Here is a 12,067-nt window from a genome sequence, read left to right on the forward strand (position 1 = left end):
GGTCAGGAGCACCTTTCAGTTCACCAACACAGCCTCACCACCAACCGCCATGAAAACGGCGGGCTAGCCGTAGACCTCCTCACCGCCTGCCTCCGCGCAGGCCGTCCACCCCAACAAGCCCTCAGCCTCGTCGCAACCGCCGTCCCCGGCCCACTAGCCGACCTCTTCACCAAGGTCGCCCACCACCTCGCCCTAGGCGCAGATCCAGCCGACGCGTGGTCCCACCTGCGTTCCGAACCTGCCTGTTCATCCGTCGCCCGAGCGATAGACCGCTCAATCCGCTCAGGCGCACCGCTCTCAAAGACTCTCGAACACCTAGCCGACGACACCCGCCGAACGCACCATCACGCAGCCGACCAACGAGCCCGCGCCGCAGAGTCCCGCTCCGCCCTCCCGCTCGGCCTCTGCTTCCTGCCGGCCTTCGTCCTTCTCTCCATCGTCCCCACCATCGCCGACGCCCTCGTCCCGTACCTGCTCAACCCCTGAAGCTCGTCATCCACAGCCCCGAAACTCCTTCAAAAAAAGGCCATCCGGCAACGGCATGTTGTCAGTAAGCGATTCGGACAAGCCGCTTCGCATCCCCGGAGGTATCAGATGTCCAAGGCACTAGTAGCCGTCCGCAACCATCTCCACACCCGCGCCCGCACCCAGCGCGGCGCCGCCACCGCCGAGTACGCCGTCAGCGTCGTAGCAGCCTGCGGCTTCGGCGGGATCCTCGTCGCACTCCTCAAGTCCGACGTGATGGTCAACGCCCTCAAGGCGCTCATCAACTACGCCCTCAAACTGGCCGGCGTAGAAGGCGTCCAGCTCTAACTCGCCTACCCACAAGGCGGCCGGTCGAGTCCACCCCTCAACCCGACCGGCCGCCCCAAGGAGCCCAGATGCCCTCCACCAGAACCCCAGCCCCCGCCACCCCGAACCACCTGGTCCCCACAGCCCGACCCAACCCAACCGACCACAGCGATCCCACCGCGCAGGCCAACTCACCCGACCGCAACCTTCCCGCCAGGCAACCTGAACCGTCCGAGCGTGGTGCCGTCACCGCTGAGCTCGCGATCACACTCCCAGTCCTGCTTTCCCTTCTCCTCTTAGGCGTCTGGTCGATCGGCCTGGTCATCCTCAACATCCAATGCATCGACGCCGCCCGAGACGTAGCCCGCGCAGTAGCCCGAGGCGAACCTCCCGACCAAGCCAAAGCCATCGGCCACCGCACCATCCCGACCGGCACCATCACCATCTCCCGCGAAGGCACCGACATCCACGTAACAGTCACAGCCACCCCAACCCACAACCCCCCACTCCTCTCAGCCCTGGCCCCCACCCACCTCACCGCGCACGCCACCCTCGAGTCCGAACCCAGCCAGGAAGAATCCCCATGACCGACAACGAGAAAGGCAGCGCCACCCTCCACTCCCTCTTCGCCGCCGTGCTCCTCCTAACAGCCCTAGCTGCCGCCACCCTCTGGTCCACAATCTCCACGGCCCGCCACAAACTGGCGACCGCAGCAGACCTAACGGCCTTGAGCGCCGCCCAATCCCTAGCCAATCCAGCCGCCACTGACGCGAGTAGGACGGCCTCAGGCGCAACAACCCTCGGCATCACCGGAGCGCGCACGGCGTCAGACCCGCCCGGCCCAGACCTGACCACCTCGAACTCCACCGCGCTGAACCGCACGACTCCCTGCGCCATCGCGGCCCGAATAGCTGGGCTCCACAAGGTCGATCTAGTCGCCTGCCACCCCACGCCCACCTCAGTAACCATCCAGGTATCCCTCGACCTGCGCCTGCCCTTTACCCACCCGACCCTGACTACTACTGCGCGAGCCGGCCCCCTCTGACCTGGCGCCATCGACGCTGGACTCCCAACTTTTGACGCAACCGATCAGTTGCTATAGAGTAGCAACCAATCAGTTGCTAAATAGTCGGAGGTTGTGATGGCTGGCGAGGTTCGGGTGCGGTTCAGCCTTCGGGAACAGGTGGTTTTGCTGGTCCTGCTGGGTGCCGGGTTCATGCTGTCGGTCGACTTCTCGATCCTGAATGTGGCGTTGCCCGAGGCTGGGGCAGGCGTCGGACTGGGGCCCGAGGGGTTGCCGTGGATCTCGTCGGCGTTCGCGTTGCCGGCGGCTGGCTTCACGCTCCTGTTCGGCCGGCTGGGCGATCTGTACGGTCGGCGCAGGTTCTTCCTGGCCGGCATGGTCCTGCTGGCTGGAGCATCGTTGCTCGGCGGTTTCGCAGGTAGTGCCGAGGTGCTTCTGACCGCGAGGGCGTTGCAGGGGCTCGCTACCGCGATGGCGTTACCCGCCGCGCTGTCGCTGCTCACGACGACTTTTGCCGAGGGTGCGCGGCGCGAGCGGGTCCTCGGGCTCAGAGGTGCTCTGGGGTCGGCCGGGTTCGCCGTGGGAGCGTTGGTGGGCGGAACCCTTGTCAGCCTGTTTGGCTGGCGGGCGGCGTTCTTCATCAACGTTCCGGCTGCGGTGGCCGTGCTGGTGCTCGGCCCGTTTGTGGTCAAGGAGAGCTCGGTTGCAGTTCGGGCGAAGCTGGATGTGGCCGGAGCGGTGACCGTAACCGGCGGGCTGATGGCCGTGGTCTATGCGGTGATCGAGGGGAGCGTTCGATCTGCGGTTGTCGGCGTACTGCTGCTGGCTGCGTTCGCCGTGATCGAGCTGCGTACGTCGGCGCCGCTCGTGCCACTGCGGATCCTCAAGCGGCCATCGGTGACGTGGGGCAACGTGGCCGGGTTGGTGACGTGTTCCATGGTGACCGGGATGATCTTCCTGACGACGCTGTACCTGCAGCAGACGCTGAAGCTCTCACCGTTGACGACCGGCATCGTCTTCGGTGTGCCAGGCGTGGCGTCTGTGGCAGCGGGAGTCCTGGCCGGGCGAATCATCGGACGCTTCGGGGGTCGGCGGGTCGTGGCCGTGAGCATGACCCTCCAAGGGATCGCGACGCTGCCGCTGGTATTCCTGGGCGCTCATCGGATCGCGTTGGTGATCCTCGTCCCCGCGCTGTTCATCGGCTTCTTCGGTCACGTCGCCGCGATGGTTGCGTACTCGGTGATCGGTACGTCGGGGGTCGCTGACAGCGAGCAGGGTCTGGCGACCGGCCTGACCTCAATGACTCAAGAGGTGGCCTGCACTGTCGGCACACCGGTCCTCAGCGCGATCGCCGCCACGCAGGCCACACAACTGACCGGAATGCACCTGGCCCTCTCCGTGGCCGCAACCCTGATCCTCGCCACCGCCCTGCTCGTCTACCTCAACCTCCGCCCCCGCCTGCCCCACCCCGTCCCCACCCACCACTCCACCCAACCCACCCCGGCCGTCCCATGAACCTCACCCCGTGGATCGCACCAGCCACCGCCGAACCACTTGGCCGAAGCTGCGTGGTCGGAGCTTGTGGGGATGTGGTGGGTTGGGGTGGTTCTGGTGGGGTCGCGATCTGGTCGCAATCTGGTAGAGATGCCGCGTTGATGTGGACGGGGCGTAGGACCGGGCTTCATGATCTGGAACCGAGTCCCTGCTCATCCCTCCCGGACGTACTTCCCCGGCGCCCGGACGGTTACCTCGGAGGTCCGTTTGCCCGACCGGATCCGGCTGCTGCTGGTCGATGACCAGATCCTCAGCCGCGGCTTGCTGCGCAGCGGTTTGGAGCGTGAGCGCGATCTGGAGATCGTTGCCGAGCTCAACCGAAGCGACGACGTGGTGAGTGCCGCGAAACGGCATCGTGCGAACGTCGCGCTGCTCGACGCCGCCGGCCCGGGGAACGACAGCATCACCGTGACCACCAGGTTGCGTACGTCGATGCCGGAATGCCGGGTCGTCATGCTGACGACGTACGGGCGCCCGGTGCACCTGCGACGTGGTCTCGATGCCGGCGCGAAGGGTTTCGCACTGAAGGGAAGTCCGGCTCCGCAGTTGGCAGATGCGGTACGACGGGTGCACCTCGGCCTTCGCGTGGTCGACGCAAACCTGGCGGCCGAGACACTCAGGTACTCCGAGACCCCGCTCAACGAAGACGAGACCGACACGCTCCGGGCAGCCCGCGAGGGCGGTTCGGTGGCCTTGATGGCACGAAAGCTCGACGTCTCTGAGCGCGTCGTGCGTACCCGACTCTGGTCGGCCATCGGAAAGACCGGCGCCCGCACCCGCTCCGACGCCATCCAGATAGCCGAACACAACGGCTGGCTCCTCGACTGACCCACCCGTGCACAGTTGATCCGAGGGTCACTAGGCGGCCGGGGTAATGCACACGAGGCAGCTGGAGCGAGTGGCGCCGGGCGACGGCCCGAGCAAAGCCCCGATCGAGGCCGCCGACCACGGCATGCCGCCACCTTCCGCTTCGCCGGCAGCTGATTGAGGCGAAGACGACGTTCTGGATTGCGATGGTCATGGCTTCACGACCTGCGTTAGTCGAGTTGGTCTAGGAGCCAGCGGGTGCCTACTGGGGTGGCGCCGGTGGGTTCGATGCGTTGGCGGAGGCCCCGGTCGGCGGTCACTACGGTGACTTCCGGGGTGTGCGGTTGAGCGGCGGACTCGGCGGTGATGGCTGCGATGGTGTCGTCGCCGGAACCGGGGGCGAGGACGACGCTCAAGCCGCTGGTGTCGGGGGCGTCGGGGCCGGAGACGGCGGCTCGGGCGGCGCCTTCGAGGATCACGATGATGTCGGTGTCCTCGAGGTGGTGCTGGAGTATGGCGAGTTTCGTCAGGAGGCGGCGGGCTGCGCCGGGGCGGTCGCGCCACCAGCCGTCGGGGCGGGAGCCGATCACGTTCGCGGCGTCGACGACGATCACCTGAGGGCGTCCGGTTGTCATCAGCTCAGTCTGCCCCTCCGCCGTCCCAAACGGTCACAGGCTGAGGTCCGGCCTCGGGCGGTCTCAGGAGGAGGCACGGCCTCGGACAGCTCGGGCTGAGGTCAGGTCTTGGGCGGGCTCGGGTGGAGGCACGGACGGCGCAGGCGGAGGTGTGGGGTCAGGCGTAGGTGGGTGGGGTTAGGCGCAGGTGGAGAGGAATTGGCCGGTGTGGGTTACGAGGAGGTGGGGGCCCGGCGTGGCTGGGATGGATTGGTGGGGGGTGCGGATGGGGTGGCGGGTGCCGTTGGGGGAGATGACGAGGGTGTTGGGGGCGTCCAGGGCGACCAGTTCGCTGTCGGTGCGGACTAGGACTGGGGCGGTGTAGGACCAGGAGAGGGCTGTGCGGCCGGCGGCTAGGCCGGCTAGGACCGCGAGCGACAACTCGTCAGGGCCTTCGGCTGCGGCGTCTACGGCTATCCAGGTGGTTGGGGCGCCGGGTGGGGTGAGTGAGGTTGGGTTGTGCCAGTCGCTGCCGCCAATTGGCGTTGTGCCCTCCAGGCCCCACGCCTGCCACCAGGCGATGGGTCCGCCCCAGGTGTGGTCCAGCCAGGACGAGTGCCAGATTTCGGCGAGTGGTGGGTGTTCCGGGAGTGGGTGGCGCCAAGAGCAGTCGCCGCCCAGTGGGTGGTTGATCGAGAGGAGGCCGCCGCGGCGCGCGACTTCGGAGACCCAGGTGGCGGCGGGCTGACGGAAGTCGATGACGCCGATGTCGCCGAAGGCATTCGCGTGGCCGGTGTCGGTTGTCACCTCCTGGCCGGGGATCAGGCCGATACCGAAGCGTTTGCTGAGCGACGGCAGTTCGAGGTGATGCGCGACGGTGTTGTGATCGGTGACCGCCAGCACGTCCAGGCCGGCGGTGACGCCGAGGGCGGCGAGGTTCGCGATCGGGGTCGAGCCGTCGGAGTGCAGGGAGTGCGCGTGGAAGTCGCCCGCGACCCACTTCAGCCCTGGCGCTGCGGGCAGGGACCGTCGTGGCGGTCTTGCGGGTACGGCGATCGCCGCGTCGGCGTCGGCGTACTCCGCGAGGCCTGGCACGGTGTCGACGGGACCGGTCACGGCTTCGACGATGAGTTCGACGCCTTCGACCGGGATGCGATGGAGGCCGAGGACGACCCACCAGGTGCCGGGCTCGAGTTCGCCGGGGACGTAGCCGGGCGTCGCCGCAGACGGTGTGATGGCGAACGTCTGACGCGCGCCGCCGGACCAACCACGCCAACCGGCCGCACCTTCGCAGCCGATGTCGATGACCGCGCCCTCGATCGGCGGGACGGTGAGCGTGACGAGTAGGCCCGGGCAACCGGCCGGGATGTCGACGGGCAACGAGTGGTAGACCGACTCGGCGCGGTCGTCGAGGGTCCAGACGCGGCGGTACGACGTGACAGCCATCAGTCGACCGTAACCGTCGGAAGGTTGTGGGTCATGAGGGTACGGGCGCTGGTTGGCGGGCTAGGAGGTCGCCGGACTCCTGGTCGTAGAGGAGGACTCGGGAGGCCGGGGCGGTGAGGACGACGGTTGCGCCGGGGGACGGCTCGTCTTCCTCCGGGACGGTCACGCCGACCAAGGTGCCGTCGCAGTCGACGCTGACCAGGGACTGGGTGCCCAGGTTCTCGGCTACGACGACTGTGCCGCGCAGGACCGGGCCGGTGACGTCGCCCGTCGCGAGGGTGAGGTACTCGGGGCGGATGCCCACGGTCACCTGCGCGCCGGCGGGGGCCGAGAAAGTTGTCGCGGGCAACGAGCCGCCGGCGACCGTGACCGAGCCCTCGGCGGCGGACGAGCCGTTGGTGCCTGAGGAACCTGCTGCGACCTTGCCGGGGAGGAGGTTCATCGGGGTGGAGCCGATGAAGTTGGCGACGAAGGTGTTGGCCGGACGGGCGAAGACCTCGCGCGGCGAACCGAGTTGCCGCAGCTTGCCGGACTCCATCACCGCGATCCGGTCGGCCAGCGCGAGCGCCTCGGCCTGGTCGTGGGTGACGAAGACCGTCGTGATGCCCAGATCGCGCTGCAGCTTCTTGAGGAAGGTGCGCGCTTCCAGCCGCAGCCGAGCGTCGAGGTTCGACAGCGGCTCGTCCAAGAGCAGCACCTTGCCTCGGGAGGCGATAGCTCGAGCCAGTGCGACCCGCTGCTGCTGGCCGCCCGACAGCTGGCCGGGCTTGCGCTCCAGCAGTCCTTGTAGCGACAGCTCACCAGCGGTCCGCTCCGCTGTCGCCGTACGAGTAGCCACCGCGACCCGTCGTACCTTCAGGGGGTAGGTGATGTTCTCCGCCACGTTCATGTGCGGGAAGAGCGCGTAGTCCTGGAAGACCATCGCCACGCCGCGCTTGCCTGGCTCGGTCCGGGTCACGTCGGCCGAGTCGATCCGGACCGTGCCCTCGGTCGCGGCCTCCAGTCCGGCGATCGTCTGTAGCAGCGTGGTCTTGCCGCAGCCGGACGGGCCGAGCAACGCGAAGAACTCGCCGTGGGCCACGTGCAGATCCAGCCCGTCGACGGCGCGCACGCCGTTGGGGTAGACGGTCGCCAGGCCTTCGATGTCGATGCCCGCCATCAGCTCTTGATCCCTCCATGGAAGCGGAACCCATACCGCGAGTTCACCAGCAGGTACAGCACGACGACCGGGATCGAGAACAGCAGCGAGAAGACCGGCAGCACCTGCAGGTTCACGCTGCCGCCTTCGTCGGTGAGGGTCTGCATCAGCACCGCACCGGGCTGCTTGTCGATCGACCGGATGAGCAGGAAGGGCACCAGGAAGTTGCCCCAGGAGTTCACGAACGCCCAGACCATGATGGTGGCCAGGCCGGGCCGCGCCACCGGCAGTACGACGTCCCGCAGGATCTGACCCGTGGACGCGCCGAACACGCGGGCCGACTCCTCGTAGGACTTCGGAACCGCGTCGACGAAGTCCTTCAGGATGAAGATTGCCGCCGGCAACAGCCCGCCGGTCATCACCAGCGCGACGCCGAACCGGGAGTCGATCAGCCCGAGCTGGAACATCATCACGAAGATCGGCACCATCGCGGCGGTCCCGGTGACGACCGAGGACAGCAGCAACAGCCCGTACAGCAACGCGTCCCGGCCGGGGAGACGTACGCGCGACAACGCATAGCTGGCCAGTGCGGCGAAGGCGGTCACCGCCACCGCCGTCGTCACGCAGATCAGCAGCGAGTTGACCATCGAGTGCATCGCGTACGGATGGTCGAGCGTCTTGCGGACGTTCTCCAGGGTCCAGTCCGGCCAGCGCACGCCGAGACCGGGGTTCTTGTCGAACGGCGCCGACGCGATCCACAGCATGGGTACGGCGAAGAACAGCGTGATCGCGCAGATCAGCACGTAGAAGCCGATCCGCCGTACGACGAACGCCGGCGTGACCGCCGCGGCACGCGTACTCACGAGCGCCTCCTCAACAGTCGGAGGTAGATGAGCGAGACCAGCAGGTTCGCGATCAGCAGCAGGAACGAGATGGCCGAGGAGTACCCGAGCTCGCCGCCCTGCAGGGCCACGTTGTAGATGTAGACCGGCACCGTCTCGGACTCGTGGTTCGGCCCGCCCTTGGTGAGCAGGAACGGTGAGAAGTCGTTGGCCGTCCAGAGCGAGATCAGCAGCGTGTTCGTCAGCACATGCCCGCGAATGTGCGGGAACACCACGTCCCGCAGCGTCTGCCAGCCGGATGCACCGACCATCCGCGCCGACTCCAGTTGCGACGGCGGGACCGCCTGCAGCGCGGACGAGTAGAGCATCATCGAGAACGCCGTACCGCGCCAGGTGTTGAAGAACACCAGACACGCCATCGGGTAGTCGATCAGCCACGCGGTCCCCGGCGTACCGAGGACGCTGTTGAGCGTGCCGCCGTCGCGGTCGAAGAACGCGACCCACAGGTACGCGACCACCGTCGACGGCAGGATCCAGGCCAGCAGCACGAAGGCCTCGACGGTACGGCGAACGGCCGGCCGGGTACGGCGCATCACCCAGGCCAGCGTGAAGCCGAGGATGTTCTGGCCGATGATCGCGGAGCCGAGGACGAACAACATCGTCAGCCACAAGGCGTTGTGGAAGAGCGCGTCGTTGAGCGCCTTGGTGTAGTTGGACAGCCCGACCATCGACGGCGACACGGCCTCGACACCGGTCAGCCGGTAGTTGGTGAGCCCGATGTAGATGGTCCAGACCGCCGGGAAGACCAGGAACGCGCCGACCAGCAGCAGGGCCGGAGCGACGAAGCCGAAGGCCCGGCCGACGCCGAGCCCCGCCACATCACGAGCGGGGCCCCGGCGGGCTGCCGGACCGCGTTCCCGGACCGGATCGCCCGGCACGGGTGCGGAAGCGGAAGTCATCAGTTGCTGGTGACCTTGTCCTTGCTGCCGGCCGCGGTCTCGACGGCCTTCTGGTACGCCGTCGCCGCCGCGTCGGTCGTCTTGCCGCCGACCACGTCAGCGGTCGACTGCTGCAGCGCGGCCGAGATCTTCGGGTACTCCGCCAGTCCGGGCCGGAACTGTGTGATCGGCAGGACCTTGGTGGCGACGAAGTTCAGCATCGGGTCGCCGGCGAGCACCTCGCTGTTGACGTCGTTGCGCTGGGTGATCTTGGCGGCGCCGTCCAGGGAGGCCTTCACCATGTCCGCGGAGTTCATGAACTGGAGGAGCTCCCAGGCCTGCTGCGGGAACTTGGTGTTCGGGTTGATCACGGTCGCGCCGCCGCCGGACATCGAGACGAAGTCCTGGCCCTTGACGCCGCCGCCCGGCTTGCTGGCCGGGATCAGCGCGTAGCCGACGGCCGAGTCGCGGTCGGCCATCTTGGCGACGCCCGCCTTCGGCTCCACCACACTGCGCCAGAAGTAGTCGCTCTCCAGCAGGATGCCGACCTTGTTCGCGGCGAACTCGGCGAACGACTTGTCCCGGCCCTTGGCCTCGCGCTGAAGCACGGGGTCACCGAGACCGGTGCTGTAGATCTGGTGGTAGAAGTCCAGCACCTGGCGCAGTTGCGGGGTGTCGCCCAGCCACTTGCCGTCGGTGTTCACGGTGGCGCCGGTGCCGACCAGGAGCGGCAGGACGCCCTGCATCGTGGTCGCCTCGCCCATCGCTGTCCCGGCGTTGATCTGGATCGGGGTGACGCCGGTCAGCTTCTTCAGCGCCTGGCCGGCGGTGATGATGTCGTCCCACGACTTCGGCTGCCAGTCGGCGGGGAGGCCGGCCTGCTGGAACAGCTTCTTGTTGAAGAACAGCACCCGGCCGTCGGTGCCACCGGGAACGCCGTACCGCTTGCCCTCGAAGCTGCCGAGCTGCTGCACCGCCTCCGGGATCTGCTTCCAGCCGTCCCAGTCGTCGACCTTGGCCGTGTCGCCGACGGTGTCGGTGAGCGGCTTGATGTACCCGGCCTGAGCGAACTCGCCGACCCAGATGCCGTCGATCTGGAACAGGTCCGGACCGGACTTGTTCGACAGGTCGAGCGACAGCTTCTGCTTGTAGACCTCGTCGTCGGAGCCGTCACCCTGGAACTTGACCGTGACGTCGACGCCCTTGCCCTTCTGCTCGGCGACGAACTTGGGGATCAGCACGTCCTCGAGGAAGGTGGCGCCGGCGCTGCTCTTGCCGCCCTTGACCGAGTTCGAGCCGATCGTCAGCTCGACCTTCTTGGCTTCGGAATTCCGGTTCGCGTCCTGGTCGCCGCTGCCGGCGTCGGACGAGCCGAGGCAGCCGGTGAGCAGGGCAAGGGCCGCGGCGCCGAGGACGCCTGCGGTGGTCAACCGCGTGAGTGATCGCATCTGGGGGGCTCCTAGCGAAAAGTGGTCCAGCAAGAGTGCCGGTCAAAGATTGGCACTCCTTGGCGACTATGTGAAGACTTTTTCCCAACCCTGGGACGAACGTTTGTCAGGGGCTGTAGGCAACCAAGCGCGAACTGTCAACCTGGAAGTCCGCGGCGCGCGTTGCGGAAGAGTTAAAGGATGCTCAAGGTTGTGTGGCAACAGGTAGTTGAGTAGATACAGAATGTGATCAGCGGCGGTACGGTCTTGCCGATCGGTTCAGTGGATCGGAGGTGAGCGACATGGGGCTGCTTCACGGAGTTGCCTGCCTTCTCGACGACCTGCTCAGGCATTGCCACCACTGGTGCTGGTGGTGACCCGCCTGGCCGGCTGGTGACGGCCGCGACCGGGCTGGTGGGCCGGTGACGATCCCACCGGGCTCCCGCTGACGCGCAAGCAGCGGGGATCCCGGAGCACCGCTCCACCCCCGAACGAGATCACCAGGACAACTGAACGGAGCGTCGATCGCGAAGGAGTGCGAAACAGCCGGCCCCGACATCGTCGGGGCCGGCTGTCCTCTGTCTGGCTGAGGATCCACTGCGGATCAGCGTTGCGCCAGCTGCATCATCTGCTTCGGCAGCACCGTCATCTGTGCCGGAATCGGGAGCTGCGGACGAACCAGTTGGAGCAGGCTGGCAGCCGCGTTCGCGATCGGCAGCGGCAGGGCCAGACCCAGCGAGGCCAGTAATGCGTTCACGAGTGCCAGGACCGCACCCAGGATGTCCAGGCCCGGCAGCGGTAGTGCGCTCCAGCCCTGGATCGGTGTGCCGGCCGTGGACATGCTGCCGGTCGGTTGTGCCTGCTTGGCCTTCCCCTTGCCGAGCAGAGACGTCAGGGCGAGACCACTGGCGGCGTTCACGAACGTGCCGGCGTCCTCGTCGTAGGTCCACTTCTGGCCGTCGCCGCTACGGCAGGGCAGCACCAGCAGTGGTGCGGAGGCCGGAACCTTCGCCAGGTCCGCGCCGCTGTCCAGGCAGGCGCCGGTCTTGGCAAGGGCGCCACCGACGCTCTTGCTCATGGCGACCTGCAGCCGGCCGGACTCGGTGTAGATCCACTCCTGGGTCTTGCCCTCCTTGCCCGGGGCACACGCCATCATGACCGCCATCGGGACCTTGGCGGCCGCGACGAAGGTGAGGCAGTACCGCGTGTCGGCGCGGGTGGCGATCTGTTTCGCCACGCCCACCTCGACGCCCGGAGCGGTCGAGCCGCCGGAGACCGGGTTCGCGGCCTGCGCCGGTACGGCCGTGGCCAGGGCCACGCTGACCGCGAGCACTGCCACACCGGTGCGGCTCAATACCTTACGGATGATCAAGACAACCTCCAGAGGTCGTGCCATCTCAGCTCGCGTCAGGTCGTCGGGACCCCGCGGCGTGAGCCGGTCCGGGTTCCGGGAACCGCGACGGACGCCCCTTGCGCGAAGGGCGA

The 12,067-nt window shown here is 67.5% G+C and carries 13 protein-coding genes; 6 read left to right on the top strand and 7 right to left on the bottom strand.

Annotated elements, in window-relative coordinates; genetic code table 11:
• From ACXC9Q_RS37150 to ACXC9Q_RS37175, 6 genes are all read left to right on the top strand, one after another.
• Positions 1–486 (top strand): type II secretion system F family protein (locus tag ACXC9Q_RS37150; RefSeq protein ID WP_457061333.1); only part of this gene is annotated, 486 nt, incomplete at its 5' end.
• A 108-nt stretch (positions 487–594) separates the two neighbouring features.
• Positions 595–813: a DUF4244 domain-containing protein gene (locus ACXC9Q_RS37155; protein ID WP_457061335.1), complete on the top strand. Its 219-nt coding sequence runs from the start codon at positions 595–597 to the stop codon at positions 811–813.
• A gap of 68 nt (positions 814–881) precedes the next feature.
• Positions 882–1,379, top strand: a complete 498-nt coding sequence (locus ACXC9Q_RS37160; protein ID WP_457061336.1) for a TadE family type IV pilus minor pilin — start codon at positions 882–884, stop codon at positions 1,377–1,379.
• Positions 1,376–1,837: a pilus assembly protein TadG-related protein gene (locus tag ACXC9Q_RS37165; RefSeq protein WP_457061337.1), complete on the top strand. Its 462-nt coding sequence runs from the start codon at positions 1,376–1,378 to the stop codon at positions 1,835–1,837. The genes ACXC9Q_RS37160 and ACXC9Q_RS37165 overlap by 4 nt, the downstream gene beginning before the upstream one ends.
• A gap of 96 nt (positions 1,838–1,933) precedes the next feature.
• Positions 1,934–3,331, top strand: a complete 1,398-nt coding sequence (locus ACXC9Q_RS37170) for an MFS transporter (RefSeq protein WP_457061338.1) — start codon at positions 1,934–1,936, stop codon at positions 3,329–3,331.
• A 168-nt stretch (positions 3,332–3,499) separates the two neighbouring features.
• Positions 3,500–4,198: a response regulator gene (locus ACXC9Q_RS37175; protein ID WP_457061339.1), complete on the top strand. Its 699-nt coding sequence runs from the start codon at positions 3,500–3,502 to the stop codon at positions 4,196–4,198.
• A gap of 209 nt (positions 4,199–4,407) precedes the next feature.
• On the opposite strand, the gene ACXC9Q_RS37180 is transcribed toward ACXC9Q_RS37175, so the two are convergent.
• The 7 genes from ACXC9Q_RS37180 to ACXC9Q_RS37210 all read right to left on the bottom strand — a co-directional run bounded on the left by ACXC9Q_RS37180 (position 4,408) and on the right by ACXC9Q_RS37210 (position 11,954).
• On the bottom strand, positions 4,408–4,812 hold the full coding sequence (locus ACXC9Q_RS37180) for a hypothetical protein (RefSeq protein WP_457061340.1): 405 nt from the start codon (positions 4,810–4,812) through the stop codon (positions 4,408–4,410).
• A gap of 177 nt (positions 4,813–4,989) precedes the next feature.
• Entirely contained in the window at positions 4,990–6,237 is a 1,248-nt protein-coding gene (locus tag ACXC9Q_RS37185) for a CehA/McbA family metallohydrolase (RefSeq protein WP_457061341.1), read from the bottom strand.
• Positions 6,238–6,268: 31 nt separating this feature from the next.
• The gene (locus ACXC9Q_RS37190) at positions 6,269–7,396 is read right to left on the bottom strand and encodes an ABC transporter ATP-binding protein (RefSeq protein WP_457061342.1); all 1,128 of its coding nucleotides are present in this window, start codon (positions 7,394–7,396) and stop codon (positions 6,269–6,271) included.
• A complete protein-coding gene (locus tag ACXC9Q_RS37195) occupies positions 7,396–8,238 on the bottom strand; it encodes a carbohydrate ABC transporter permease (RefSeq protein ID WP_328525408.1) in 843 nt (280 codons plus the stop codon). The genes ACXC9Q_RS37190 and ACXC9Q_RS37195 overlap by 1 nt, the downstream gene beginning before the upstream one ends.
• Positions 8,235–9,176, bottom strand: a complete 942-nt coding sequence (locus tag ACXC9Q_RS37200; protein WP_329483719.1) for a carbohydrate ABC transporter permease — start codon at positions 9,174–9,176, stop codon at positions 8,235–8,237. Before ACXC9Q_RS37200 ends, ACXC9Q_RS37195 begins: the two co-directional genes overlap by 4 nt.
• On the bottom strand, positions 9,176–10,603 hold the full coding sequence (locus ACXC9Q_RS37205) for an extracellular solute-binding protein (RefSeq protein WP_457061343.1): 1,428 nt from the start codon (positions 10,601–10,603) through the stop codon (positions 9,176–9,178). Before ACXC9Q_RS37205 ends, ACXC9Q_RS37200 begins: the two co-directional genes overlap by 1 nt.
• Before the next feature lie 583 nt (positions 10,604–11,186).
• Positions 11,187–11,954: a hypothetical protein gene (locus tag ACXC9Q_RS37210; RefSeq protein WP_457061344.1), complete on the bottom strand. Its 768-nt coding sequence runs from the start codon at positions 11,952–11,954 to the stop codon at positions 11,187–11,189.
• Between the last annotated feature and the right edge of the window lie 113 nt (positions 11,955–12,067).

The sequence above is a fragment of the Kribbella sp. CWNU-51 genome, assembly GCF_054073265.1.